Source organism: Paraburkholderia terrae, from assembly GCF_002902925.1.
Taxonomy (GTDB): domain Bacteria; phylum Pseudomonadota; class Gammaproteobacteria; order Burkholderiales; family Burkholderiaceae; genus Paraburkholderia; species Paraburkholderia terrae.
This window is the reverse complement of record NZ_CP026111.1, coordinates 1,886,568-1,912,239: the sequence shown is the minus strand read 5'-3', so window position 1 is coordinate 1,912,239 and position 25,672 is coordinate 1,886,568. Positions and strand designations below refer to the sequence as shown.

At 62.5% G+C, this 25,672-nt stretch carries 20 protein-coding genes; 17 read left to right on the top strand and 3 right to left on the bottom strand.

Annotation, left to right across the window (positions count from 1 at the left end; all coding sequences use genetic code 11):
• Positions 1-4: 4 nt before the first annotated feature.
• On the top strand, positions 5-781 hold the full coding sequence (locus C2L65_RS08520) for a 3'-5' exonuclease (protein WP_042315127.1): 777 nt from the start codon (positions 5-7) through the stop codon (positions 779-781).
• Between the two features lie 778 nt (positions 782-1,559).
• On the opposite strand, the gene C2L65_RS08515 is transcribed toward C2L65_RS08520, so the two are convergent.
• Positions 1,560-2,423, bottom strand: coding sequence for an endonuclease/exonuclease/phosphatase family protein (locus tag C2L65_RS08515; protein ID WP_042312197.1), 864 nt, complete (start codon positions 2,421-2,423; stop codon positions 1,560-1,562).
• Between the two features lie 83 nt (positions 2,424-2,506).
• Between C2L65_RS08515 and rlmD the strand changes: the two genes are divergently transcribed.
• Positions 2,507-3,931 carry a 23S rRNA (uracil(1939)-C(5))-methyltransferase RlmD gene (gene rlmD / locus C2L65_RS08510; RefSeq protein ID WP_042312285.1) on the top strand — a complete coding sequence of 475 codons (1,425 nt, stop codon included), beginning with the start codon at positions 2,507-2,509 and terminating at the stop codon, positions 3,929-3,931.
• A 114-nt stretch (positions 3,932-4,045) separates the two neighbouring features.
• On the opposite strand, the gene C2L65_RS08505 is transcribed toward rlmD, so the two are convergent.
• A complete protein-coding gene (locus C2L65_RS08505) occupies positions 4,046-4,903 on the bottom strand; it encodes an outer membrane protein assembly factor BamD (RefSeq protein ID WP_042312200.1) in 858 nt (285 codons plus the stop codon).
• Between the two features lie 38 nt (positions 4,904-4,941).
• Here C2L65_RS08505 and C2L65_RS08500 point away from each other — a divergent pair, with 38 nt between their 5' ends.
• The 12 genes from C2L65_RS08500 to C2L65_RS08445 all read left to right on the top strand — a co-directional run bounded on the left by C2L65_RS08500 (position 4,942) and on the right by C2L65_RS08445 (position 19,846).
• Positions 4,942-6,225, top strand: a complete 1,284-nt coding sequence (locus C2L65_RS08500; RefSeq protein ID WP_042312202.1) for an RluA family pseudouridine synthase — start codon at positions 4,942-4,944, stop codon at positions 6,223-6,225.
• Positions 6,222-7,061 (top strand): peptidoglycan editing factor PgeF, encoded by an 840-nt coding sequence (gene pgeF, locus C2L65_RS08495; RefSeq protein ID WP_042312204.1) that lies wholly within the window; start codon positions 6,222-6,224, stop codon positions 7,059-7,061. Before C2L65_RS08500 ends, pgeF begins: the two co-directional genes overlap by 4 nt.
• Positions 7,062-7,488: 427 nt before the next feature.
• Positions 7,489-9,477, top strand: coding sequence for a class I poly(R)-hydroxyalkanoic acid synthase (phaC, locus tag C2L65_RS08490; RefSeq protein ID WP_174485086.1), 1,989 nt, complete (start codon positions 7,489-7,491; stop codon positions 9,475-9,477).
• Between the two features lie 191 nt (positions 9,478-9,668).
• Positions 9,669-10,850, top strand: a complete 1,182-nt coding sequence (locus tag C2L65_RS08485; RefSeq protein WP_007586439.1) for an acetyl-CoA C-acetyltransferase — start codon at positions 9,669-9,671, stop codon at positions 10,848-10,850.
• A gap of 179 nt (positions 10,851-11,029) precedes the next feature.
• A complete protein-coding gene (locus tag C2L65_RS08480) occupies positions 11,030-11,770 on the top strand; it encodes a 3-ketoacyl-ACP reductase (protein ID WP_007586437.1) in 741 nt (246 codons plus the stop codon).
• 148 nt (positions 11,771-11,918) lie between these two features.
• Positions 11,919-12,497, top strand: coding sequence for a polyhydroxyalkanoate synthesis repressor PhaR (gene phaR / locus C2L65_RS08475; RefSeq protein WP_007742570.1), 579 nt, complete (start codon positions 11,919-11,921; stop codon positions 12,495-12,497).
• A 511-nt stretch (positions 12,498-13,008) separates the two neighbouring features.
• Complete coding sequence (locus C2L65_RS08470; RefSeq protein WP_081921244.1) at positions 13,009-13,959, top strand: DUF3800 domain-containing protein; 951 nt, start codon at positions 13,009-13,011, stop codon at positions 13,957-13,959.
• A gap of 249 nt (positions 13,960-14,208) precedes the next feature.
• The gene (gene rimO / locus C2L65_RS08465; protein ID WP_042312210.1) at positions 14,209-15,600 is read left to right on the top strand and encodes a 30S ribosomal protein S12 methylthiotransferase RimO; all 1,392 of its coding nucleotides are present in this window, start codon (positions 14,209-14,211) and stop codon (positions 15,598-15,600) included.
• Positions 15,601-15,603: 3 nt separating this feature from the next.
• Positions 15,604-16,530 carry a sugar kinase gene (locus C2L65_RS08460; RefSeq protein WP_042312212.1) on the top strand — a complete coding sequence of 309 codons (927 nt, stop codon included), beginning with the start codon at positions 15,604-15,606 and terminating at the stop codon, positions 16,528-16,530.
• A gap of 157 nt (positions 16,531-16,687) precedes the next feature.
• Entirely contained in the window at positions 16,688-17,872 is a 1,185-nt protein-coding gene (bktB, locus tag C2L65_RS08455; RefSeq protein ID WP_042312215.1) for a beta-ketothiolase BktB, read from the top strand.
• Positions 17,873-18,018: 146 nt separating this feature from the next.
• On the top strand, positions 18,019-18,621 hold the full coding sequence (locus C2L65_RS08450) for a hypothetical protein (protein WP_042312216.1): 603 nt from the start codon (positions 18,019-18,021) through the stop codon (positions 18,619-18,621).
• A 40-nt stretch (positions 18,622-18,661) separates the two neighbouring features.
• Positions 18,662-19,846 carry a cystathionine beta-lyase gene (locus C2L65_RS08445; protein WP_042312218.1) on the top strand — a complete coding sequence of 395 codons (1,185 nt, stop codon included), beginning with the start codon at positions 18,662-18,664 and terminating at the stop codon, positions 19,844-19,846.
• 93 nt (positions 19,847-19,939) lie between these two features.
• Here the strand turns inward: C2L65_RS08445 and serB are convergent, their stop codons facing one another.
• A complete protein-coding gene (serB, locus tag C2L65_RS08440) occupies positions 19,940-20,779 on the bottom strand; it encodes a phosphoserine phosphatase SerB (RefSeq protein WP_042312292.1) in 840 nt (279 codons plus the stop codon).
• A 393-nt stretch (positions 20,780-21,172) separates the two neighbouring features.
• Between serB and C2L65_RS08435 the strand changes: the two genes are divergently transcribed.
• The 3 genes from C2L65_RS08435 (at position 21,173) to ku (ending at position 25,672) form a co-directional block, all read left to right on the top strand.
• The gene (locus C2L65_RS08435) at positions 21,173-23,137 is read left to right on the top strand and encodes a glycoside hydrolase family 28 protein (RefSeq protein WP_042312221.1); all 1,965 of its coding nucleotides are present in this window, start codon (positions 21,173-21,175) and stop codon (positions 23,135-23,137) included.
• A 126-nt stretch (positions 23,138-23,263) separates the two neighbouring features.
• Complete coding sequence (locus tag C2L65_RS08430) at positions 23,264-24,499, top strand: cytochrome P450 (protein ID WP_042312294.1); 1,236 nt, start codon at positions 23,264-23,266, stop codon at positions 24,497-24,499.
• 198 nt (positions 24,500-24,697) lie between these two features.
• Positions 24,698-25,672 carry a non-homologous end joining protein Ku gene (gene ku, locus C2L65_RS08425; protein WP_042312224.1) on the top strand — a complete coding sequence of 325 codons (975 nt, stop codon included), beginning with the start codon at positions 24,698-24,700 and terminating at the stop codon, positions 25,670-25,672.

Below are 25,672 nucleotides of genomic sequence, written 5' to 3'. Positions count from 1 at the left end.
ACTGATGACTCCAATTCTGGTATTCGACATCGAGACGATTCCCGATGTCGCCGGCATTCGCCGGCTTGAAAGTCTTCCCGCAACGATGTCCGACGAAGAAGTAGCCGAGCACGCGTTTGCGGCGCGGCGCGAGAAGACGGGCAGTGATTTTCTGCCGCATCACTTGCAGCGTGTCGCGGCGATTTCATGCGTGTTCCGCGATAACAATGGTTTTCGGGTGCGTTCGCTTGGCACGACTTCGGATGGCGAGGCTTCGCTCGTGCAGTCGTTTTATCGCACGATCGAGAAGTACACGCCGCAGCTCGTGTCGTGGAATGGCGGCGGCTTTGATTTGCCGGTGCTGAATTACCGTGCGATGGTGAATGGCATTCGCGCGAACCGGTTTTGGGATCTTGGCGAGGATGACCGCGATTTCAAGTGGAACAACTACATCAGCCGATACCACGCGCGGCATACTGACTTGATGGATGTGCTGGCGATGTATCAGGCGCGGGCGAATGCGCCGCTCGATGCGCTTGCCAAGTTGTGTGGCTTTCCCGGCAAGCTCGGGATGGATGGTGGGCAGGTGTGGCATGCGTTTCAGGCGGGGCGGATCGATGAGATTCGTAACTACTGTGAGACGGATGTCGTGAATACGTATCTGCTTTATTGTCGGTTTCAGTTGATGCGGGGTGGGTTTTCGCCGGAGGAGTATGCGGATGAAATCGCACTCGTGAAGAACTCCTTGGCGCAGGAGGCGGCGCCGCACTGGGCTGAGTATCTCGCTGCGTTCGATAATTAGTGGGTTTGGTGTCTGCGACGCTGCGGTATTGGCGACTTCGGCTTGCGGCGCGGGCGGTTTGGTTTGCTTGTGTTTGCGCTGGCATCCGCGATTTGTTAGCGTGCTTCACGCGTCGCCCCTGTGCGGGGCGGCACCTACTTTTCTTTGCCGCCGCAAAGAAAAGTAGGCAAAAGAAAGCGGCTCACACCGCCAGCCCGTGTTCTTATCCACGGGCCCTCAACGTCCCCACGCTTCACACGGCAGTGCCCTGGTCGGTGCTGGTTGCCAACGCTTCGAATGAACGCCTCACCCGCTTCGAATGACCGTACCCGGGCAAGCGGCAGCGAACGGTATGTGCCGCCCAGGTGGCAAACTGTGTGTAGGGCGTAGTGCCTCACTCGCCTCACTTCGGACCGATAGCGCATGCGTTCAACCCTGTAAGAGCGCTACCCTGTGCGACGCGACAACCTACACACAGTTTGCCACCTGGGCGGCCGTGGAATATCTGGGACGGTATGGAGCAGCGCGGGTGCGTGAAGCGGGTGAGGCGCTCATTCAGAGCGTTGGCAACGAACATGGGTCACGTGTTTGCCGTGTGAAGCGTAAGACCCTTTGGGGGCCCTCAGGCAAACACAGGAACTGGCGGTGTTAGCCGCTTTCTTTTGCCTACTTTTCTTTGCGGCGGCAAAGAAAAGTAGGTGCCGCCCCGCACAGGGGCGACGCTTGAGCTGCAAACACCGTAACGCGGATGCCAGCGCCAACACCAGCAAACCACACCAGCGTCGCAGACAAACAAAAATCAACCCATCTCTACGACTATCGGCTGATGATCCGAAGCGCGGGTCGCGCCATCGACCTCACACCTTCGTAGCCGCGTCCGCAAATCCTCGGTGACAAATACGAAATCACACGTCAGCGGCCCATCTGCCCACTGGACCTTGTCATAGACACCCGCCGTCATAGGCGGCGTCTGCCCGGGATGCAACGCAGTCCACGCATCGATAAAGGAAGGACTACCGTCGAGCGGCTCCAGCATCCGCCGGTAGGCCTCACTATCGTATGCGCTATTGAAATCGCCACACACGAGCGCACTGACGGGCCGCCCGGTATCAGCAAAAGGGCCGATGGCATTCTCGGCGGGTACGGGGTGCGCCGCATGCCCCGCGGCCTCCTGCTGCAACTGGCGCAGCCGATCAACCTGCGCAATCCGCTGCTTAAGCGAATAAAACTCCAGATGCGTCACGATCACCCGCACCGACCCGCCCGGCGCGCGCAGCACAGCCTCAAGCGCGACGCGCTGCATCGACGGCGCCTCCGAATCGGCAGGCCACGGCAACGAATGCCGGATCACACGCTCAACAGGCAGCCGCGTCGCGATCGCATTGCCGAACTGCCGCCGCGGCGCAGCCGGCGCGTCCAGCTTCAGCGCGGGCAGATCTGCGCCGATCGCCTCCAGCACCGTGAAGCCGGGCAGGGCGTCGGCGATCTCGGCGAACTGGTCGTCGCCCGGATGGCCCGCCAGCACCGAAAAGCCGCGCGTGACTTCCTGTAGGCACAGCACGTCGAAATCAACGAGCCGCCGCGCCTCGTCGATCGTGCGCGACAGGTTCACGTCCCCGTGCGCACTGCGTCCCCACTGGACATTCCAGCTGATCAGTCGCATCGTCAAATCTCCGTCGGTGTGTGTCGTTCGTCTACAATCTCGTGTTTGGTCCCACTTTTACACAGTCTGTCAGGAAGTCGCAGGTGTCCGAAACTGTCCCCCACATTGGTAAAACGCGCTCGTCCAGAAAGAGCAAGCAGGCGCGCGAAGACGCTGCCGCTGGTCCCTTCAAGGCGCCCGAACTCGATATCGATTCGCTCGACATGGAAGCGCGCGGCGTCGGCCGCACCGTCACGGAAGACGGCTCGCCCGGCAAGGTGATCTTCGTCGAGGGCGCGCTGCCCGGCGAACGCGTCACCTATTCGAGCTACCGGAAGAAGCCGAGTTTCGAACAGGCGCAGGTCGTCGATATCCTTAAAGAGAGCGTGATCCGTACCCGCCCGCAGTGCAAGTTTTTTGGCATCTGCGGCGGTTGTTCGATGCAGCATCTCGACGTACGCGCGCAGATCGCCGTCAAGCAGCGCGTGCTCGAAGACAATCTGATGCATCTGTCGAAGCTGCGCCCGGAAACCGTGTTCCGGCCGATCCACGGCCCGTCGTGGGGCTACCGCTATCGCGCGCGTTTGACTGTGCGCAACGTCGCGAAGAAGGGCGGCGTGCTGGTCGGTTTCCACGAAAAGAAGAGCAGCTACGTCGCCGATATGACGAGCTGTGAAGTGCTGCCGCCGCATGTGTCCGACATGCTGGTGCCGCTGCGGCACATGGTCGAAGCGCTGTCGATTCGCGACCGCATGCCGCAGATCGAACTGGCCGTCGGCTCGTCGGTGACGGCGCTCGTGCTGCGCGTTCTGGAGCCGATCAACGAAGCCGACGAACAGGTGCTGCGCGATTTCGCCGATCAGCACAACGTCCAGTTCTGGCTGCAGCCGAAGGGTCCGGACTCGGTCTATCCGTTCTATCCGCTCGATGCGCAGCTCGACTACACGCTGCCCGAATACGGCATCCGCATGCCGTTCCGCCCGACCGACTTCACGCAGGTCAACCATCAGATCAACCGTGTGCTGGTCGGCCGCGCGCTGCGCCTGCTGGCGCCCGCGAAGACCGACCGCGTGCTCGATCTGTTCTGCGGCATCGGCAACTTCACGCTGCCGCTCGCGCGGATCTCGCGGGAAGTGGTCGGTATCGAAGGCAGCGAGGTGCTGACCTCGCGCGCGCTCGACAACGCGAAGGAAAACGGCGTCGACAGCCATACGTCGTTCGCGAGCCGTAACCTGTTCGAAGTCACCGCCGACGACATCCGCGCGCTCGGCCACTTCGACAAGTACCTGATCGATCCGCCGCGCGAAGGCGCGCTCGCGGTGTCGAAGGCGCTGGCGGATATTGCGCAGAGCGGCGAAGGGCCGTTGCCGAAGCGCATCGTCTACGTGTCGTGCAACCCGGCGACGCTCGCGCGTGACGCGGGCCTGCTCGTTCATGAAGCGGGCTACCGGTTGAAGGGTGCGGGCGTGGTGAACATGTTCCCGCATACGTCGCACGTCGAGTCGATTGCGCTCTTCGAGCGCGACTGAACGCGACGGGCTGAAGCGTCCGCCCAACGCGGAAACGCAGAAACGCGGACGCCAGAAGCAAAAACGCCACGGTATGTAACCGTGGCGTTTTTTATCCCGTCAGGGTCAGGCGGCTCAGAACTGCCACCACGACTTTTCCTTGCCCGGACGGGCACGGCCCGTGATGTACGGGCTGTCCGGGAAGGTGCCGGCCAGGATGCGCTTCGTGTCGTCCGCAAGCTGCGGCTGATCCAGTTTCTGATACGACAGCATCATGATGTGCAGCGCGTCTTCGATCGCGGGCGCGTTCTTGTATTCCTTGATCGCGAGCTGCGCACGGTTGATGGCGGCCACATACGCGCCGCGGCGGTAGTAGTAGTCCGCTGCATGCACTTCGTGCGACGCGAGGGCGTTCACGATATAGCGCATGCGCTGGGCTGCGTCCGGTGCGTACTTGCTCTGCGGATACTTGTCGACGACGACCTTGAACGCGTCATATGACTCGCGCAGCGACTTCGGATCGCGCTCGCTCATGTCCTGGCCCGAGAAGCGGCCGAACAGGCCCAGATCGTCGTTGAAGTGGATCATGCCCTTCAGGTAATACGCGTAGGGGATGTCCGGGTGATCAGGGTGAAGCTGGATGAAGCGGTTGACGGCCTGGTCGGCGGCGTCCGTTTCGCTGTCCTTCCAGTTGCAGTACGCAACGTTGATCTGCGCCTGCTGCGCGAAGTGGCCGAACGGGTCGCGGCCTTCGAGTGCTTCGAAGTATTTCGCGCACTTGCCGAAGTCGCCACCGCTCAAGGCGTCTTGCGCCTCCGTATATAATTTGTTGTTAGTCCACGTGGCCGTTTCGTCGGTCTTTTCCGGCAGGCCGTGACAAGCCGCTACCAGCGTAACGGCCGCCATGGAAGCGCCATAGAGGGCTGCTTTCCTGGCCAGCTTTTGGGCCACCGTCTTTCGAACAGTTTGAGTAATGATGTTCAAGGCTCGCATTTTCCAGTCTAGCTTTACGTCCAGGTGACCCAGTCTCGATGACCCGTTCCAATACTCCGCGCCCCGGTCAGGGCGCGCGGAAGAGCAACAAAGATTATAGCCCAAGCGCCGACCCCGCCAACGTATCGGCAGGTGACCCGGGCGCCGATACCCTCGACGACGATCTCGTCGACGACGCGCTCGCCGCACCGTCTGTATCCGCCGAGGAGCAAGGCTCCGCGCGGCGCGCGGACGAAACGCCACGCGTCGTCACGGTGCCGTCCGAGCTCGCCGGCGAGCGGCTCGACAAGGTGCTCGCCAAAGTCTTTCCGGAGTTTTCACGCAGCCGGCTGCAAAGCTGGATCGAGGCGCAGCGTGTGCGCGTCGACGGACAGCCCGCGAAGATCCGCCATCCGGTGCCGCTTGGCGCGTCGATCGAGCTCGTGCCCGATCTGCTGCCCGAGCAGCTCGCGTTCACGCCGGAACCCGTGCCGCTCGATATCGTCTATGAAGACGACACGCTCGTCGTGATCAACAAGCCGGCCGGTCTCGTCGTGCATCCCGCTGCGGGGAACTGGAGCGGCACGGTGCTCAACGGCCTGCTGCATCGCTATGGCGACGCGGCGGCGGGCTTGCCGCGCGCGGGCATCGTGCATCGGCTGGACAAGGAGACATCGGGGCTGATGGTCGTCGCGCGCACGCTCGAAGCGCAAACCGATCTTGTGCGCCAACTGCAGGCGCGCACCGTGAAACGCCGCTATCTCGCGCTCGTGTGGGGCAACATGCGCGACGAAGGCACGATCGACGCGCCGATCGGCCGCGATCCGCGCGAGCGCACGCGCATGGCCGTGGTGACGGGCGCATCGGGCAAGCCGGCGCGCACGCACTTTCGGCGCATCGATTCGGCGATCTGGGAGCGGCAGCCCGTTTCAGCGATTCACTGCGATCTGGAGACGGGCCGCACGCATCAGATCCGCGTGCATTGCGCGCACATTGGTCATCCACTGCTGGGCGACCCGGTTTATGGGCGCGCGCGCGGCAAGCGTTCGGTGGCGCCGCTGCCGGGCGGCTTCGCGCGCCAGGCGCTGCATGCATGGCGGCTCGCGCTGGTTCATCCGCGCACGGGCCGCACGATGCAATGGCGCGCCGACGTGCCCGACGATATCGCTGAACTGTCCGAAGCGTTGGGCCTTGGCCGCGAGCACGAAGCCGCGTACCAGGAAGATTTCGACGAGTATGACGACGACTACGATGACGAAGCCGAAGTATCGATCGAAGACGACTACGACGATGAAGACGATGCCGACGACGAAGCCTCACCCGACAAGGACGACCGCGCATGACGCTGCCTGACCTGACCACGAACGACGTGCTGCGCCCCGAGTGGTCCGTGTCGTCGCGCGTGCGGGCGCTCGTCACGACGCGCAACGGCGGCGTGAGCCTGCCGCCGTTCGGTACATGGCACGATGGCGTCGATGGTGCGGGCGGGCTGAATCTCGGCAGGAAGTCGGGCGACGATCCCGCGCCTGTCGAAGCAAACCGCGCACGTCTGATGAAGCTGACAGCGCACGATGAAGCCGCATGGCTCTCGCAGGTTCATGGCGCGACCGTCTTGAATGCCGACGACGTGCTGGCCGCCACACAGCGCGGCGAGCCGTTGATGCAAGCCGACGCCAGCGTGACCGACCGGACGGGGACGGTATGCGTGGTGATGATCGCCGATTGCATGCCCGTTCTGCTATGCGATCCGCAAGGCCGCGCGGTGGGTGCCGCGCACGCGGGCTGGCGTGGTCTCGCGTCGGGTGTCGTGGAGAACACGGCGCAGCGTGTCGCATCGCTCGCGTGTACTGACATGTCAGTACTGCATGCTTATCTCGGTCCATGCATCGGCCCGCAGGCCTTCGAGGTCGGACCAGACGTGCGTGACGCCTTCATGAAGGGTGTCGGCGGCGCACAACGCGATATCGTCGCCAGCGCCTTCGTCGAGCACCCGCTGAATGCCGGCAAGTTCCTCGCGGATCTGCCGCGGCTCGCGCGTTGGCGTCTCGCGCAGATCGGCATCACGAACGTGACAGGCGGCGATCACTGCACGGTCACCGAACGCGAGCGTTTCTACTCCTATCGACGCGATCGCGAGACGGGCCGGATGGCCGCGCTGATCTGGCTCGCAGACCAATGACGAAAGCGGCTAACTGCCGCTGCGCAAAGGCAATTTTGCTGCGCGCGGCCCGACGTCGAGCGGGGTCTTGTGCAGTCTTATGCTGCACTGCGCGAAAATAAGAAGACCTACGCGGTTGCGCAGTGCATAAGCGTTCCGCGCGTTCCCCCATCAGCCAGACGAGCCCGTAGTAACGGGCTCGTTTTGCATTGCACAGCACGATCGTTTCTTCCATCGGCAATTCGATTTCATATACATCGGGAAAACGATGATGAAAAAATTATCGCAGTGCGGCAAAATCGGGAACAAGCATTGACATGCCTTGCGATGGGGCGCAAGAATGTTCTCCACCGGGCAAGGGCGTAACGCGGTCGCGATCCATTCGCGCCTGCCGCGCAAGTACCTGCCTCTCAACCCGTCCGCGAGGACCTTTCGGTTAAAAGCAGGCATGGCTGCATCTCAAACTTCCTCGACTTCTTCTCGCACGGACACCTCGTCGGACCGCACGCAGCAGCAAGCGGATGCGGCAGGGGTCCATCAATGGTTCGATGCCTGGATGAACGCATGGCGTTCGATAGGCGCACAGGCTGCAGCGAACGGCAATCCTTTTAGTGTCCCCGCTATGCCCGACTTCGCGAAAGCGGCGACGGCGCAGGCCGGTTCGCTGCCGTTCGCGAATCCCTTCTTCGAGCAAATCGCCAAACAGTTTGCGCAAACGCAAGCTCAACCGAACGGTCCGGCCGAAGGCCAGCCGTTCAACGCATTCTTCGGGCAGGCATTCAATCCTCAGCTCGCGCAACAGTTCACGCAGCAGCTTGCCGGGTTGAAGGTGCCGAGCGCATCGATCCCGTCCACGCGACTTCAGCAGTTGCAGTCCGACTATTCGCGCGAGGCGATGCAGTTGCTGCAACAGTCGACGCAGACAAGCTCGACGGGTCTCGAACTCAAGGACCGGCGCTTCAGTTCGGAGGCGTGGAAGACGACGCCCGTCTACGCGTACACGGCAGCGTGGTATCTGTTGAACGCGCGTTATCTGCAGGAACTGGTCGATGCGCTCGAAACCGACCAGAAAACCCGCGAGCGCATCCGCTTCGCCGTGCAGCAATGGACGGCGGCCGCTTCGCCGAGCAACTTCTTCGCGCTGAATCCCGAAGCGCAAAAGACGCTGCTCGAAAGCAACGGCGAAAGCCTGCGCCAGGGCGTGATGAACCTGCTCAACGACATGCAGCGCGGCAAGATTTCGCAGACCGACGAATCGCGTTTCGTCGTCGGCAAGAATCTGGCGATGTCGGAAGGTTCCGTCGTGTTCGAGAACGAGCTGATGCAGCTGATCCAGTACAAGCCGCGCACGGCGACCGTGTACGAGCGGCCGCTGCTGATCGTGCCGCCTTGCATCAACAAGTACTACATCCTCGATCTCCAGCCTGAGAACTCGCTCGTCGCGCACGCGGTCGAGTCGGGCCACCAGGTGTATCTGATTTCGTGGCGCAACGCGGACCAGTCAATCGCCGAGAAGGGATGGGACGACTACATCGGCGACGGTGTGCTGGCGGCGATCGAAACCACGCGTCAGATCAGCGGCCGCGAGCAGATCAACACGCTCGGTTTCTGTATCGGCGGCACGCTGCTCGCGACGGCGCTGGCCGTGGCGTCGGCGCGCGGCGAGCATCCCGCGGCATCGATGACGCTGCTCACGGCGATGCTCGACTTCGCCGACACGGGCATCCTCGACATCTTCGTCGACGAAGCGCATGTGCAGATGCGCGAGCAGACCATCGGCGGCAAGAACGGTACGCCGCCGGGCCTGATGCGCGGCCTCGAGTTCGCGAACACGTTCTCGTTCCTGCGCCCGAACGATCTCGTGTGGAACTACGTCGTCGACAACTACCTGAAGGGCCGCACGCCGATGCCGTTCGACCTGCTGTACTGGAACAGCGATTCGACGAGCCTGCCGGGTCCGATGTACTGCTGGTATCTGCGCAACACGTATCTGGAAAACAAGCTGCGCGAACCGGGCGCGCTGACCACGTGCGGCGAGAAGGTGGACCTGACGCGCATCGACGTGCCGACGTTCATCTACGGCTCGCGTGAAGACCACATCGTGCCGTGGGAAACGGCGTATGCGTCGGTGCCGCTGCTGACGGGGCCGCGCAAGTTCGTGCTCGGCGCGTCGGGCCATATCGCCGGCGTGATCAATCCGCCGTCGAAGAAGAAGCGCAGCTTCTGGTCGGTAGCGGGCGACGATAAAACGCTGCCCGAGAACCCCGCCGACTGGCTCGAAAGCGCAACGGAAACGCCTGGCAGCTGGTGGCCCGAATGGACGAGCTGGCTCGACCAGTTCGCTGGCAAGAAGGTGAAGCCCGCGGCGCAAGCGGGCTCGGCCGAGTTCCCGGTGATCGAACCCGCGCCTGGCCGCTACGTGCAGGAGCGCGAATAATCGTTCGGGTGCCGAATCATTCGCATAGGGTCGCCGTCGAAGTCAAAAGAGCGACCTCCGCCTGACGGATAACGAGTGACGACGGATGGAGTGAGACAGACGCTGTATCGCAGTAATGCTGACTTGACCGGATTAACAACTTTTGACGGGGTACTGTGGAGCATGTCGCCGCAGCCCCGAAGGAAACGAAAATGACTGACGTAGTGATCGTATCGGCGGCCCGCACGGCTGTCGGCAAATTCGGTGGGTCGCTGGCGAAGATTGCGGCGCCGGAACTGGGCGCCACGGTGATCCGCGCCGTGCTGGAGCGCTCGGGTCTCAAGCCCGAGCAGATTAGCGAAGTCATCCTGGGTCAGGTGCTGACGGCGGGTTCTGGGCAGAACCCGGCGCGCCAGTCGCTGATCAAGGCCGGTCTGCCGATGGCAGTGCCCGGCATGACCATCAACAAGGTGTGCGGCTCGGGCCTGAAGGCCGTGATGCTGGCCGCCAACGCGATCATCGCGGGCGATGCGGACATCGTCATTGCGGGCGGCCAGGAAAACATGAGCGCGGCGCCGCACGTGCTGCCGGGCTCGCGTGACGGCTTCCGCATGGGCGACGCGAAGCTGATCGACAGCATGATCGTCGATGGCTTGTGGGACGTGTACAACCAGTACCACATGGGCGTGACGGCTGAGAACGTCGCGAAGGAATACGGCATTTCGCGCGAAGACCAGGACAAGTTCGCGGCGCTTTCGCAGAATAAGGCGGAAGCCGCACAGAAGGCCGGTCGCTTCGATGATGAAATCGTGCCGATCCAGATTCCGCAGCGTAAGGGCGATCCGCTGTCATTCGCAACGGATGAATTCGTGCGCCACGGCGTCACGGCCGAAGCGCTGGCGGGTCTGAAGCCGGCCTTCTCGAAGGAAGGCACGGTGACGGCGGCGAATGCCTCGGGTCTGAACGACGGCGCGGCGGCGGTTGTCGTGATGTCGGCGAAGAAGGCTGAGGCGCTGGGTCTCACGCCGCTCGCGCGCATCAAGGCGTACGCGAACGCGGGCGTCGATCCGAAGGTGATGGGCATGGGCCCGGTGCCGGCATCGCGCCGTTGTCTGGAGCGTGCGGGCTGGGGCGTGAACGACCTCGACCTGATGGAAATCAACGAGGCATTCGCGGCGCAGGCGCTGGCCGTACACAAGCAGATGGGCTGGGACACGTCGAAGGTCAACGTGAACGGCGGCGCGATCGCGATCGGCCACCCGATCGGCGCGTCCGGTGCCCGGATTCTCGTCACGCTGCTGCACGAAATGCAGAAACGCGATGCGAAGAAGGGCCTCGCGTCGCTGTGTATCGGCGGCGGCATGGGCGTAGCGCTCGCGCTCGAGCGTCCGTAAGCGGTCGTTTCACAAGGAGGCCGCCGCGCGTGCCGGTGTCGCCTGACGGCGACTGGCAGCGCGGCGTGGTCCGATGCTTTCGCGCGGTTGGCTGCATCGAACGCGCCGAACGCATCGGATATTGGAAGGCGAAGCACGAGGCGGCTGGCGTCTCGTAAAACGATAATGGAGTGTGTGTTATGTCACAACGAATTGCGTACGTAACGGGCGGCATGGGTGGCATCGGCACGAGCATTTGCCAGCGTCTGCTGAAGGATGGCTACAAGGTGGTCGCAGGCTGCGGCCCGAATTCCCCGCGTCGCGTGAAATGGCTCGAAGATCAGAAGGCTCTGGGCTTCGACTTCGTTGCGTCGGAAGGCAACGTGGGCGACTGGGAGTCGACCAAGCTCGCGTTCGACAAGGTCAAGGCCGAGGTCGGTGAAATCGACATACTGGTGAACAATGCGGGCATCACGCGCGACGTCGTGTTCCGCAAGATGACGCATGAAGACTGGACGGCCGTGATCGACACGAACCTGACCAGCCTTTTCAACGTGACGAAACAGGTGATCGACGGCATGGTCGAGCGTGGCTTTGGCCGCGTGATCAACATCTCGTCGGTGAACGGCCAGAAAGGCCAGTTCGGTCAAACGAACTATTCGACCGCGAAGGCGGGGATTCACGGTTTCACGATGGCGCTCGCGCAGGAAGTGGCCACCAAGGGCGTGACGGTCAACACCGTTTCGCCGGGCTATATCGGCACGGACATGGTGAAATCGATTCGCGCCGATGTGCTGGAAAAGATCGTCGCGACGATTCCGGTGCGCCGTCTGGGCACGCCGGATGAAATCGGGTCGATCGTTGCATGGCTGGCGTCGGACGAGTCGGGCTTCTCGACGGGGGCTGACTTCTCGCTGAACGGCGGCCTGCATATGGGCTGATCCGTGAGCGTCCTGTTTTGTCGCAGCGAGAACGAAGCGGGACGTTACATGGTTCAGATGTTTCTGGCGGCGTCTCGTACGCGCAGCGTTTCGCTGTGCGTGCGACAGGACGCCGTTTCTGCGCTTCATTCGCGCTCAAAGGCGTTACATGACCACTACTACAAAGAAAACAGCCGAACGACTCATTAAGAAATATCCGAACCGTCGACTGTACGATACAGAGACCAGCACTTACATCACGTTGACCGATGTGAAGCAGCTCGTGCTGGATCAGGAGGATTTCAAGGTCATCGATGCCAAGAGCAACGAAGACCTGACGCGCAGCATCCTGCTTCAGATCATTCTCGAAGAGGAGAGCGGCGGCCTGCCGATGTTCTCGTCGATCATGCTGTCGCAGATCATCCGCTTCTACGGGCACGCGATGCAGGGCATGATGGGCACGTACCTGGAAAAGAACATCCAGGCGTTCATCGACATTCAGAGCAAACTCGCGGATCAGTCGAAGGGCCTGTACGAGGGCAAGACGATGAATCCGGAGGTCTGGTCGCAGTTCATGAACATGCAAGCCCCGATGATGCAGGGGATGATGACCAGCTATATCGAGCAGTCGAAGAACATGTTCGTGCAGATGCAGGAGCAAATGCAGAACCAGGCGAAGACGATGTTCAGCACGTTCCCGTTTACGCAGCCCACGCCGCAAGGGAATCCGGAGCCGGAGAAGAAGTAGGGCGAAGAGCGTCGTTCGAGGGAACGAAAGCGGCAAGAGATCGCCCGGCGTCGCGCCGGGCGGCCAGTCGCTGTGGAAGTGTCTTCGTTGCAGACGGCGCTGGTTTCCGGCTTGTTCCGTCCCATGCGTGACTCTCGGGAGCGGACGCGTCGGATTCGCCCGTCATCCGGCGGCACGGGCTGCGCCTTGTCCATTTGATTGATTATTTACCGGCACAAATATCCAACTAATCCGAAATTAGTAAGACGGGTTTGAGAATTTTTGGGTGCGCAGATTAGTGTTCGTGGTTTATCCGGTGTTCATCTTCGTTTAATGGAATTCCCTAATTTTCTGTATGGAATTTTCAGAATCTCTGGTGTTGACATAAGCAACACGGCGCATTTAATATCATTCCACGTTCAGGCCTAGCTTGAATCGCTCGTCGAACGGGGATAATCCTCGGCGACAAATACGGCCCAAGGCCGCCAAACAGCCGCTCAAGCGGCTGTTTTCATTTTGCGAGGAGGTCGCATTGTCATACATCTGCTATATCGACGAAGCAGGATGCAGCGCTCTTCTTCCAGCAGGAAAAACTAATATCCAACCATTGCTCGTCATTGCCGGCCTGATAATCCATCAGGAGGCGCTTGCTGATATAACGCACGACTTTCTGACATTAAAGCGGACATATTTCCCCGGTTTACTTAAATCACCCCATCCGCTTGATGATGTCCGCGAAGAGATCAAAGGGTCCGACTTGCGAAGGGCAATTCGAAAGCGCGGTCATCAAGCCAAGACCGAGTTCAGATTCATCGACGACACGTTGGCCCTGCTTGAGAATTTTCAATGCCACGTTCTAGGTACCGTCTGGATCAAAGGCATCGCTACCCCGTTCAGGGCGCGTGAAACTTACACGCGCTCGGTCCAATACGCGTGTAGCGGGTTTCAATCTTTCCTTGAACAACGGAGGGCGCGCGGCCTCATGGTGGCGGATTTCCGGACGACGCAACTGAACGATCAGGTCGCGCATTCCATCTTTACGCAGAAGTACCGTGCCAGGGGCGATCCATTCGACCGCCTGCTTGAATTGCCCACGTTCGGGATCAGCAATAACCACGTTGGACTTCAATTGACAGACGTCCTGTCAAGTGCGCTTCTGTTTCCGATGGCCTCGTCGGCATACTGCTTCGGGCGCGTGACAGGCGTCCACGTCAATGGTCGCGATCTGGTCATTCGCCGGCGATATGCAAAGCGCTTGAAGCAACTTCAGTTCAAGTCGGATACGCGGTGGAGCATCGGCGTCGTCGATCATCACGAGAGGCGTTCGTCGGCGGCATTATTCGTCGTCCCGCCCGTCAAGGTCCAGCCTGCGACCGACCATTTTCAACCTGAGTTGGGAACGCGCTGCATAGCGATTCCTGCCGGGCGCTACGGCGATAGACTACAGTCTGTGTCTGTGCGGATCATTGCCCCCGTTGCTTGAGTTAGCGCCGCATCATGCTTCCGGCCCGTCGAGCACCGCTTGCACATCCCTCTCACGGTATAATCCGAGGTTGCTTGTGCGGGCCCAACCGACTTCCCACAAGATCCACATGGCCCCATTTCGCGACGGTCCTCGCCACGAGGACACCGTCGCACGGTGCGCCCACGTTTGCCGCGATTCCGGCGCCCGGGCGGCACGCCCAAGCCCTCATATATCGCGTCACTCATCGCTCTCGCCGGACCATTTTCTATGTCGCAGACTTCGACCCCCGCCGCGCCGACCGCTTCGATTCCGAAGGTCGGGTTCGTTTCCCTCGGATGCCCGAAAGCCCTCGTCGACTCCGAACAGATCATCACGCAACTGCGCGCGGAGGGCTACGAAATCTCCGGCACCTATGACGGCGCGGACCTCGTCGTCGTCAACACCTGCGGCTTCATCGACGAAGCCGTCCAGGAAAGCCTCGATGCCATCGGCGAAGCGCTCACGGAAAACGGCAAAGTGATCGTCACCGGCTGCCTCGGCGCAAAGCAGAGCGCGAGCGGCTCGAACCTGATCGAGGAAGTGCATCCGAAGGTGCTCGCCGTGACGGGCCCGCATGCGCTCGGCGAAGTGATGCAGGCCGTGCATAGCCACCTGCCGAAACCGCACGATCCGTTCGTCGATCTCGTGCCCGCCGCGGGCGTCAAACTCACGCCGCGTCACTATGCGTATCTGAAGATTTCCGAAGGCTGTAATCACCGCTGCACGTTCTGCATCATCCCGTCGATGCGTGGCGACCTCGTGTCGCGTCCCGTCGCCGAAGTCATGCTCGAAGCGGAGAACCTGTTCAAGTCGGGCGTGAAGGAACTGCTCGTGATCTCGCAGGACACGAGCGCGTACGGCGTCGACGTCAAGTACCGCACCGGCTTCTGGAACGGCAAGCCGATCAAGACGCGCATGACGGACCTCGTCGGCGCGCTCGGCGAACTCGCCGCGCAGTACGGCGCATGGGTGCGTCTGCATTACGTGTATCCGTATCCGAGCGTCGACGAAGTGATTCCGATGATGGCGGAAGGCCCGCTGAAGGGCCACGTGCTGCCGTATCTCGACGTGCCGTTCCAACACGCGCATCCCGAAGTGCTCAAGCGCATGAAGCGTCCTGCAAACGCCGAGAAAGTGCTCGAGCGCGTGCGCGCATGGCGCGAGATCTGCCCGGACCTGACCATCCGCAGCACGTTTATCGCGGGTTTCCCAGGCGAGACGGACGAGCAGTTCGAAACGCTGCTCGACTTCATCCGCGAGGCGGAACTGGATCGCGTCGGCTGTTTCGCGTATTCGCCTGTCGAAGGGGCGGGTGCGAACGAACTCGACGGCGCACTGCCCGATGAAGTCCGCGAGGCGCGCCGCGCGCGTTTCATGGAAGTCGCGGAAGAAGTATCGGCGAAGCGCATCGCGCGCAAGGTCGGTAAGACGCTGAAGGTGCTGGTCGACGAAATCAATGCCGATGGCGGCATCGGCCGCACGGCGGCGGATGCGCCGGAGATCGACGGTGTGGTCTATATCGCGCCAGCGACCAAGGCGTCGAAGCGCTACAAGGTCGGCGATTTCGTTTCGGTGAAGATCACGGGTGCTGACGGCCACGATCTGTGGGGCGAGGTCTAAGCGATGCTCTCGAACACACCGTCCATCCTCGCGCTAGGCGAGGCAATGGTCGAATTTAACCAGTCCGGCAAAGACCAGCCCACGTACCTGCAAGGCTTCGGCGGCGACACGTCTAACTTCTGCATCGCGGCCGCGCGGCAGGGCGCGTCGACGGGTTTCGTATCGGCTGTCGGCAATGACCCGTTCGGGCGTTTGCTCCTCGATCTGTGGCAGCGCGAGCAGGTCGATACCTCGCTCGTGCGCGTCGACGATCAGGCGCCGACGGGCGTGTATTTCGTGTCGCACGGTCCGTCCGGCCATCAGTTCGACTATCTGCGCGCGGGTTCCGCTGCGAGCCGCTACGCGCCGCGCGATCTGCCGCTCGACGCGATCGCCGCCGCGAAGGTGATCCATCTGTCCGGCATCAGTCTCGCGATCAGCGTGAGCGCCTGCGATGCCGCGTTCGCCGCGATCACTCACGCGCGCGCGAACAACGTGCTCGTGAGCTTCGACACGAACTTGCGCCTCAAGCTGTGGCCGCTCGCGCGGGCGCGCGCCGTGATGCTCGAAGCGATCCGCCAGACGGATATCTGCCTGCCCAGCTGGGACGACGTCACCGAACTGACGGGTTTGACGGAACGCGACGACATCGTCGATTTTCTGCTCGCCCAAGGGCCGCGTGTCGTCGCGCTGAAACTCGGCAAGGAAGGCTCGTATATCGCGACGCCTGACGAGCGCCGCGTCGTGCCCGGTCACGTCGTCAACGCCGTCGATGCGACGGGCGCGGGCGACTGCTTCGGCGGCGCGTTCATCGCGCGCATCGCCGCAGGCGACGATCCGTTCCAGGCGGCGCGCTACGCGAACGTCGCGGCCGCGCTGTCGACGCAAGGCTTCGGCGCCGTCGCGCCGATTCCCGATCGCGCGACGGTCGAACAGCTTCTCGGCGCCTGAGCGCACACTGAAGCGCGCAGTTCGCCAGCACCGCAGCACAATGGCGTCAGATTCAGCGCGGAAATCCGGCAACTCGGGTATGTTCAGCAAGGCAAGGTCATGCGCGTCTTCAACGAGGCGCGTGACATTCATCTGAGACAACAGAGAGGAGCAAGCGATGCAACGTGAAGTGGTGGTAGTGAGCGGCGTGCGCACGGCAATCGGCGACTTCGGCGGCAGCCTCAAAGACTTCGCGCCGACGGATCTCGGCGCGCGCGTGGTGCGCGAGGCGTTGTCGCGTGCAAGCGTTTCCGGCGACGAAGTCGGCCATGTCGTGTTCGGCAACGTCATCCATACCGAGCCGAAGGACATGTACCTCGCGCGTGTCGCGGCGCTCAACGGCGGCGTCGCGCAGCATGCGCCCGCGCTGACCGTGAACCGGCTGTGCGGCTCGGGCCTGCAGGCAATCGTATCGGCGGCGCAATCCGTGTTGCTCGGCGACGCGGATATCGCGATCGGCGGCGGCGCGGAAAGCATGAGCCGCGCGCCGTACATCATGCCGTCGGCGCGCTTCGGCCAGCGCATGGGCAACGCGAGCATCGTCGACATGATGCTCGGCGCGCTGCACGACCCGTTTCAGACGATCCACATGGGCGTAACGGCCGAGAACGTCGCGAAGAAATACGACATCTCGCGCGACGTGCAGGACGCGCTCGCGCTCGAATCGCACCGCCGCGCGGCGAAGGCGATCGAAAGCGGCTACTTCAAGGAACAGATTCTCCCCATCACGATCGCGTCGAAGAAAGGCGACACCGTCTTCGACACGGACGAGCACGTCCGCATGAACGCGACGGCCGACGACTTCGCAAAACTGAAGGCCGTGTTCGCGAAAGAAAACGGCACGGTCACGGCAGGCAATGCCTCGGGCATCAACGACGCGGCAGCGGCCGTCGTGCTGATGGAGCGCAGCGTCGCCGAGAAGCGCGGCGCGAAGCCGCTCGGCCGGCTGGTCGCGTACGCGCATGCGGGCGTCGACCCGAACTACATGGGCATCGGCCCCGTGCCGGCGACGCAGAAGGCGCTGGAGCGCGCCGGCCTGAAGGTCGGCGATCTCGACGTGATCGAAGCGAACGAAGCGTTTGCGGCGCAAGCCTGCGCCGTCAGCAAGGAGCTGGGCCTCGATCCCGCGAAGGTGAACCCGAACGGCTCGGGCATTTCGCTCGGCCATCCGATCGGCGCGACGGGCGCGCTCATCACCGTCAAGGCGCTGTACGAGTTGCAGCGTATCGGCGGCCGTTATGCGCTCGTGACGATGTGCATCGGCGGCGGGCAGGGCATTGCAGCGATCTTCGAGCGGATCTGATCCGTTCGAGAGACGGGACGGGGGCGGCGACGTGGTGTTCCGCCGCTCCGTCTCTGAACGAACTTGCGGTATAACCGGTCGAAGCGGGTTATCGAGGTATCAGGCGTTAGCAAAACGCCATCAAGCCGGTTGAAAGGAAACAACGGATGCAGGAAACCAGGTCGAAACACAGGGCGTCGTGGCCCGCGATGATCGCGGCTGCGGCATTGGCTGTCGCGGCGGCGATGCCCGTCGCGACTCACGCGGAAAGCGACGCCGTCAAGGCACTCGCGGCGCCGCCGCCGATCCAGCTGCCGCTCAAGCCCAGCCCCGAGTTCGCGAAGTTTCCGCAGTACGCGGGCACGCTCGGCACGCGTCAGATCGTGCTGCGGCTGGGCGCGAAAACCGACGATCCCTCCGGCGTACACGGCGAATATCAGTTCGCCGACACGGGCGAAGTGATCCTGATTGCGGGCGACCGCGACGGCGACACGCTCGAAGTCGAAGAGTCGAATGACGGCACGCATATCACGGGCAACTGGGTCGGCAAGTTCGCCGCCGATGGCTCGATCGAAGGCGAACGGATGAACGTCGACGATTCCAATCCGCTGGAATTTTCGTTGCGGCCGCTCGCAGCGGGGCAGAAAGCGCCGTCGGCCGCGCCCGTTCAGGCTCAGAAGCCGACACAACAGCCAACGCAGCAACCCGCGCAGCCGCGCACCGGCGGCCAGCCCGTCAACGGCGTGAACAATCTGACGATCGGCGAATAGGCGCCGCGCGCATCACTGACGAATCCAACTTTCTTTGACCATGACTCAAAAGACTCCGAAGCACGGCTTGCAGACCCGCATCGTCCAGCCGTCCGATCAGCTGACGCCCGGTTGGGAATCGTTCTCGGTGCCCGTCGCGCGCGCCTCGACGGTCGTTTTTCCGGACCTCGCGGCGATGCGCGCGCTCGACTGGCGCAACGACGCCCAATGGCGCTACGGCCTGCACGCTACGCCGACGTCGATCGCTCTCGCGCAGCGCCTTGCTGCCCTCGAAGGCGGCAACCATGCGCTGTTGCAGCCGTCGGGGCTGTCGTCTATTTCGAACGTGTACTTCGGCCTGATGAAATCGGGCGACGACGTGCTGATCCCCGACAACGTCTATTCGCCGAACCGCGATCACGCCGAGTGGCTCGCGAAGGACTTCGGCATCACCGCGCGCTACTACGATCCGATGATCGGCGCGGGCATTGCCGACCTGATCCAGCCGAACACCAAGCTCATCTGGCTCGAAGCGCCCGGCTCGGTGACGATGGAAGTGTCCGACATTCCCGCGATCACGGCCGTGGCCCGCGCGCGCGGCGTCGTCACGGCGATCGACAACACGTGGTCGGCGGGTCTGTCGTTCCGTCCGTTCGATCACGGCGTCGATATTTCGATGCAGGCGCTCACGAAGTACCAGTCGGGCGGCAGTGACGTGCTGATGGGCGCGACGATCACCGTCGACCGCGATCTGCATCTGAAGCTGAAGCTGGCGCGCATGCGGATGGGCATCGGCGTGTCGGCGGACGATTGCTCGCTGATCCTGCGCAGTCTGCCGTCGATGAAAGTGCGTTTCGAGCAGCACGATAAAAGCGCGCTCGAACTAGCGAAGTGGCTGAAGACGCGTCCGGAAATCGCCGTGGTGCTGCATCCGGCCTTGCCCGATTGTCCCGGCCATGAATTCTACGAACGCGACTTCACGGGCGCGGGCGGGCTGTTCTCGGTCGTGTTCGACGCGCGCTATACGCCGGAACAGATCGACAGGTTCTGCGAATCGCTGGAACTGTTCTCGCTCGGCTGGAGCTGGGGCGGCGCGCAAAGTCTGGCGATGCCGTACAACGTCGCGTCGATGCGCACCGAATCGCAATGGCCGCATCGCGGCACGCTGGTGCGGTTCTACGTCGGTCTTGAAGACGAAGCGGATCTGCGCGCGGATATCGAGCGTTGCCTCGTCGCGCTGGGTTGAACCTGTCGCGCGTGAAGCGCTCGTAGCGCTTCGTCGAGCCAGAAGCAAAAAGGCCCGCTCGGTTTCGAGCGGGCCTTTTTTGTTTTCGTCCGGTCAGAAAAGCCGCAACAGTCCATCCAGTCCGACGTGATTGAATGCGACGCTCGCCGCTTCGCGCACAACCGGCTTCGCGCGGAACGCAACGGACAGGCCAGCCGCCGCCATCATCTTCAGATCGTTCGATCCATCGCCCATCGCAATCGCGCGGGTTGGCTCGATGCCGAGCTTGTCGCAGGCTTCGCGCAGCGTGCGCGCCTTCACGTCGGCGTTGACGATCTCGCCGAGCACACGGCCCGTCAGCTTGCCGTCGACGATTTCCAGCGTGTTGGCGCGCGTGAAATCGAGACCGAGACGCGCCTGGAGCTTCTCGGTGAAGAAGGTAAAGCCGCCCGATACCAGCAGCGTCTTCATGCCCGCCGCCTTTGCACCCGCCAGCATCTTTTCTGCGCCGGGCGACAGTTGCAGACGTTGCTCGTAGACCTTTTCGAGCGCGCTTGCGTCGAGGCCTTTCAGCAGCGCGACGCGGCGCGTCAGGCTCTCGTTGAAGTCCTTGATCTCGCCGCGCATCGACGCTTCCGTGATCGCCGCCACTTCCGCCTTCAGACCGCAAAAATCCGCGATTTCATCGATGCATTCGATCGTGATCAGCGTCGAATCCATGTCCATGGCGACGAGGCCGAAGTCGGTCAAACGTCGGCCCGCTTCGACGAACGCGTAGTCGAGCGCATGCGTTCCGCAGTAGACGTCGAGGTCGGCGCGCTGTCCGAGGTCGGCGTTTTCGATGCGCACTGCGCACGGATCGATCACGGTGAGTTTCGAGCCGCGCGACAGCGCGACGAGCGGCTTGTGATGTTCGGCGGCAAGCGGCGTGAGGCTTTGGATGACGAGATTCATGTCGACGCGGGAAATGGGCAGCAGCAAGAAGGCACGGGAAACGCCCATTGTAACGGTTCCGTGCGACGCGGCCGCGCAGGCGAGGGTGGTGCGTCGTGCAGATGGTATCGACGCGTAGTGCGTTTTAGTTTCACGGAACGCGATCGTAGTGATCGAGGTTATCTCATAAATATCCCGCTAATAATACTTGGTACTACGGAATGAATGGATGGGGCAAGCGGGGTTTACTACATGGTTTTTTATTGATTCGGATCGCTAATATTCTCTGCGTTGTTTGACAACATATCGGCAAATGGCACGGCTTGTCAGATGACGGGCGAACGTGATGCGCCTGTCGGAAGTCTGCTGACGCGATTGCACGACTTAGAAAATTCCAGGGAAAACAGAGCGATCATGAACACTCGCATCGAACATCTTGCATCGACGCCGACACGACCCGCGCGAGCGGCCTCGGCGTGGCTTGCTTCGCTTTCGACGGCGCTGATTCTCACGGCCTGCGGCGGTGGGTCGGGGCCGGCCGCGTCGGACGTATCGGGCGGCAACGTGGACAACAGCGGTGCTGTTGCGCCCGCTGCGGCTTCCAGCGCGAGCGACGCGAACGCTACGACACCCGATCAGACGGCCTCCGACGTAACGCCAGCCAGCGACGCCGCCCCCGCCAGCGATGCAAGCAGCACGCCCGCGCCGGGCTTCCAGGTCGGCACGGCGACATTCGATGCCGCACTGCCGCCCGAACCGACATTGCCAACTTCTGCACAAATCTGTCAGACGCTGCCCGCCACACTGACAGCGCAATCGAACGGCCTGCTGCCCGATAGCGCCGACACTGCCAACACGGCCCCCGACACCACGCGCATCCAGGCCGCGCTGACGTCATGCACGAACGCCGCGAGCACAGGCCTTTCGACGAACAAGGTCGTGCGCCTGACGTCCGGCGCGAATGGAGCGAACGCGTTCCTGTCCGGCCCGCTGAATCTGCCGAGCGGGGTCACGCTGTGGATCGACAGGCGCGTGACCTTGTTCGCATCGCGCGATCCGCGCCAGTTCGACAAGACCCAGGGCACGGCGAGCTGCGGCCTGATCACTGCCAGCGACAACGGCTGCAACGCGCTGATCACGGCCGCCAAGACGAGCAATAGCGCCGTCGTCGGCGACGGCACAATCGACGGGCGCGGCGGCAGCCAGCTTGTCAGCAGCGTGCGCGACGATCCCAATCTGCTCAAGCGCCCCGATGGCTCCGCGATGAGCTGGTGGGACATCGGCTATGAGGCGAACGTCGTGCAGAACAAGTCGCAGAACAACCCGCGTCTCATCCAGATCAACAATGGCAGCAATTTCACGCTGTATCGCGTGACGCTGCAGAACGCGCCGAAGTTTCACGTCGTGCCGAGCGGCGTGCAGGGCTTCACCGCATGGGGCGTCAAGATCTACACACCGACGGCCGCCTACGAGGCGATGAACAACTACAAAGGCGTGCCGTACAGCACCGTCAATGCAAAGAACACCGACGGCATCGATCCCGCGAGTTCAGGGCAGATCACGAGCAATCCAGGCAACCCTGGCAAGCTCACGGGCGACGCGAGCAACATGCTCATCGCGTACACATCGATCCGCACGGGCGACGACAACATGGCGATCAAGGGCGGCACCGCGTCCGTCAACGGCCGCACGTACAACATCACCGTCGCGCACAGCCACTTTTACGAAGGGCATGGGATGTCGATCGGCAGCGAGTCGGCGGGATCGGACAACGGCGTGGCCAACGCGGACGTGACGCCCGTGGGCGGCGTGTTCCCGAGCGTGAGCAACGTGAACGTGTATGACCTGACGATCGACGGTGCGGACAACGGCTTGCGCATCAAGTCCGACTGGAGCCGCGGCGGCCTCGTGTCGAACATCCGTTATTCGAATGTGTGCATTCGCACCGGCAACCAGACGTCGAACCCGCAGGCGCTGATTTTCTCGCCGTACTACAGTCCCACGAAAAGCCTCGGGCTGTATCCGAATCTGCAAGGTATCGCGCTCGACGGCATACGCATCGTGAACGCATCGAACTACACGTTCCAGGGCTTCAATTCGGCGAGTCCGGTTCTACTCGGCTCCGGCTGGTCGGCGGGAACGGTTGGATTCCCGAGTCCGCCTGTGGTCAGTCCGTTGCTGATCTCGCTGAACAACGTCGTCGCGGATGTGACGCCGCTCAGCATGACCGTTGCGGACGCACAGTTCTCGATTGGCGAAGGCGGCACGACGTTGCCGTTGCAGGCGGGCAGCGGGGTGACATTGACGCGCGCGGCGGACGCGCAGGTGTCGCCTGTCGATTGCAGCAAGGCGTTCGTGCCGTTCCCAGCGAAGTCGTGACATAACGAGGCGGGCGTGACGCGCATCGACGTCACGCCCTGCAAGCAATACGGCGTCGGCATGGTTCATACTGGCAACTCGAAACATTCAGCCGCGCTCGCGGCGAAGATCAAAAAGGAGACGCCCATGCACCCGTCCAACGCGACGTCGAACGATGCCGACATCGCCCGCCAGTTCGATTTACGACACCTCGACGCGTCGTTTCACGCGGACCCGTATCCCGTCTATCACGCGCTGCGCACGCACGAGCCCGTCAAGCGCATGCCGGACGGTTCGCTCTTCCTCACGCGCTATCGCGACGTGCAGGCCGTCTATCGCGATCCGAAAACGTTCAGTTCCGACAAGAAAGTCGAGTTCGCGCCGAAGTACGGAGCGACGCCGCTCTTCGAGCATCACACGACGAGCCTCGTCTTCAACGATCCGCCGCTGCATACACGCGTGCGCAAGCTGATCGCAGGCGCGTTGACAGCGCGCGCGATTGCCGCGATGGAGGACGGGCTGGTGCGTCTCGTCGACGGCTTGCTCAATCATGCGGCTGAGCGCGGCGAGATCGATCTGATCGGCGACTTCGCAGCGGCGATTCCTGTCGAGGTGATCGGCAATCTGCTCGACGTGCCGCACGACGAACGCGAGCCGTTGCGCGACTGGTCGCTTGCAATTCTCGGCGCGCTCGAACCTTCGCTCACGCCAGCGCAACACGACCGCGGCAATCGCGCGGTGACGGAATTCGTCGCGTATCTGAAGGATCTCGTCGCGCGACGCCGCGCCGCGCCGGGCGACCCGCAGCACGACGTGCTCACGCGCCTGATCGAGGGTGAAGCCAATGGCGAGCAGTTGTCCGAAGTCGAATTGCTGCAGAACTGCATCTTCATCCTGAACGCCGGCCATGAAACGACGACCAATCTGATCGGCAACGGCCTCGTCACGTTGAGCGAATGGACGGACGAACGCGATGCGTTGCTGCGCGAGCCGGCGCTGATCGAAAGCGCCGTAGAGGAATGCTTGCGCTTCGAGAGTTCGAACCAGCTCGGCAACCGGATGACGATGGTCGATACGGAAATCGGCGGCGTGCCGGTGGCGGCGGGCACGCCCGTCACACTGTGCATCGGCGCGGCGAACCGTGATCCCGAACAGTTTGCGCAACCGGACCGCTTCGACATCCGTCGCACACCGAACCGGCATCTCGCATTCGGTTTCGGCATTCATCAATGCGCGGGACTGTCGCTTGCGCGCCTCGAAGCTCGCATCGCCATTGGACGCTTCGTGCGGCGCTTTCCTTCATATCGAATCAGCGGCGAGCCGACACGCGGCGGACGCGTGCGCTTTCGTGGCTATGCGGCCGTGCCATGTACGGTCGAGTGAAATCTGCGGGCCGATAGCGCAGACTGAAAGCGTTCCGGCATCCGTAGCTTTTTCCGCCTCTGAGGCAAGACTTACAGCGGGATTGCGTCGCGTAGCTGCGACCGTCCCTTGGTGGCACAGCGCGGCGTGGATAGCGGCTCGCGTCGGCGCTGGGCACGCTTGCTGCTTCTTAAGGAGTTCAACTTCCGGGAGCGCGCGATGGCTCATATGATCTGGAAAGGCGCGATCAGCTTCGGTCTCGTCCATGTGCCGGTACAGCTGTATCCGGCGACCAAGTCCGAAAAAGTCGGCTTTAACCTGCTCGACAAGCGCTCGATCGATCCCATCGGCTATCGGCAGATCAACAAGCGCACGGGCAAGGAGGTGACGCGCGATAACATCGTGCGCGGCTTCGAATACGAGAAAGATCGCTACGTCGTGCTGACCGACGAGGAAATTCGCGCGGCGAATCCCGAGTCGACGCAGACTGTCGACATCCTCGCGTTCGTCGATGCACCCGATATCCCGTTTCTCTATCTCGACACGCCGTACTACCTCACGCCCGATCGCAAGGGCGAGAAGGTGTACGCGTTGTTGCGCGATGCGATGAAGGCGACGGGCAAGATCGGCGTCGCGAATGTCGTGATGCACAACAAGCAACATCTGGCCGCGCTGATTCCGGTTGGGCCGATGCTCGCGCTCAACACGCTGCGCTGGGCCTCGGAAGTGCGTCCATTCGATGAATTCAAGGTGCCCGACGAAAGCGCGAAGAAATCCGGCGTCACGGCGCGCGAACTCGACATGGCGAAAAAACTGATCGCCGACATGAGCGACACGTGGGACCCGTCCGAATACAAGGACACGTTCCGCGACGACATCCTCGCGCTGGTCGACAAGAAGGTGCAGGCCGGTAAGACGGAAGAAGTGATGGATATCGAAACGCCGCGCGAAGCGCGTCGGTCGGCGGATATTCTCGACTTGTCGGATCTGCTGAAGCGCAGCCTCGGACGCGGCGGCAAGGGCAAGACCGCCACGCGCGCAGCGACCAGCGATGACGCGGACGACGAGGAAGAGGCACCCGCGAAACGACGCGCACCTGCGAAGAAAGCGGCGCGCCGCGCGACCGGGGCAACCGCGAAGACAACCGCGCGCAAAACCACGAGCACGGCTGCGCGCAAGCGCCGCGCAGCCTGA

What these genes read in the sequence shown, in the direction of transcription:
- C2L65_RS08520 (WP_042315127.1), top strand. Translation starts at nt 5, where the DNA reads ATGACTCCAATTCTGGTATTCGACATCGAGACGATTCCCGATGTCGCC.
- C2L65_RS08515 (WP_042312197.1), bottom strand. Translation starts at nt 2,423, where the DNA reads ATGCGACTGATCAGCTGGAATGTCCAGTGGGGACGCAGTGCGCACGGG.
- C2L65_RS08505 (WP_042312200.1), bottom strand. Translation starts at nt 4,903, where the DNA reads ATGCGAGCCTTGAACATCATTACTCAAACTGTTCGAAAGACGGTGGCC.
- C2L65_RS08500 (WP_042312202.1), top strand. Translation starts at nt 4,942, where the DNA reads ATGACCCGTTCCAATACTCCGCGCCCCGGTCAGGGCGCGCGGAAGAGC.
- pgeF (WP_042312204.1), top strand. Translation starts at nt 6,222, where the DNA reads ATGACGCTGCCTGACCTGACCACGAACGACGTGCTGCGCCCCGAGTGG.
- phaC (WP_174485086.1), top strand. Translation starts at nt 7,489, where the DNA reads ATGGCTGCATCTCAAACTTCCTCGACTTCTTCTCGCACGGACACCTCG.
- C2L65_RS08485 (WP_007586439.1), top strand. Translation starts at nt 9,669, where the DNA reads ATGACTGACGTAGTGATCGTATCGGCGGCCCGCACGGCTGTCGGCAAA.
- C2L65_RS08480 (WP_007586437.1), top strand. Translation starts at nt 11,030, where the DNA reads ATGTCACAACGAATTGCGTACGTAACGGGCGGCATGGGTGGCATCGGC.
- phaR (WP_007742570.1), top strand. Translation starts at nt 11,919, where the DNA reads ATGACCACTACTACAAAGAAAACAGCCGAACGACTCATTAAGAAATAT.
- rimO (WP_042312210.1), top strand. Translation starts at nt 14,209, where the DNA reads ATGTCGCAGACTTCGACCCCCGCCGCGCCGACCGCTTCGATTCCGAAG.
- C2L65_RS08460 (WP_042312212.1), top strand. Translation starts at nt 15,604, where the DNA reads ATGCTCTCGAACACACCGTCCATCCTCGCGCTAGGCGAGGCAATGGTC.
- bktB (WP_042312215.1), top strand. Translation starts at nt 16,688, where the DNA reads ATGCAACGTGAAGTGGTGGTAGTGAGCGGCGTGCGCACGGCAATCGGC.
- C2L65_RS08450 (WP_042312216.1), top strand. Translation starts at nt 18,019, where the DNA reads ATGCAGGAAACCAGGTCGAAACACAGGGCGTCGTGGCCCGCGATGATC.
- C2L65_RS08445 (WP_042312218.1), top strand. Translation starts at nt 18,662, where the DNA reads ATGACTCAAAAGACTCCGAAGCACGGCTTGCAGACCCGCATCGTCCAG.
- serB (WP_042312292.1), bottom strand. Translation starts at nt 20,779, where the DNA reads ATGAATCTCGTCATCCAAAGCCTCACGCCGCTTGCCGCCGAACATCAC.
- C2L65_RS08435 (WP_042312221.1), top strand. Translation starts at nt 21,173, where the DNA reads ATGAACACTCGCATCGAACATCTTGCATCGACGCCGACACGACCCGCG.
- C2L65_RS08430 (WP_042312294.1), top strand. Translation starts at nt 23,264, where the DNA reads ATGCACCCGTCCAACGCGACGTCGAACGATGCCGACATCGCCCGCCAG.
- ku (WP_042312224.1), top strand. Translation starts at nt 24,698, where the DNA reads ATGGCTCATATGATCTGGAAAGGCGCGATCAGCTTCGGTCTCGTCCAT.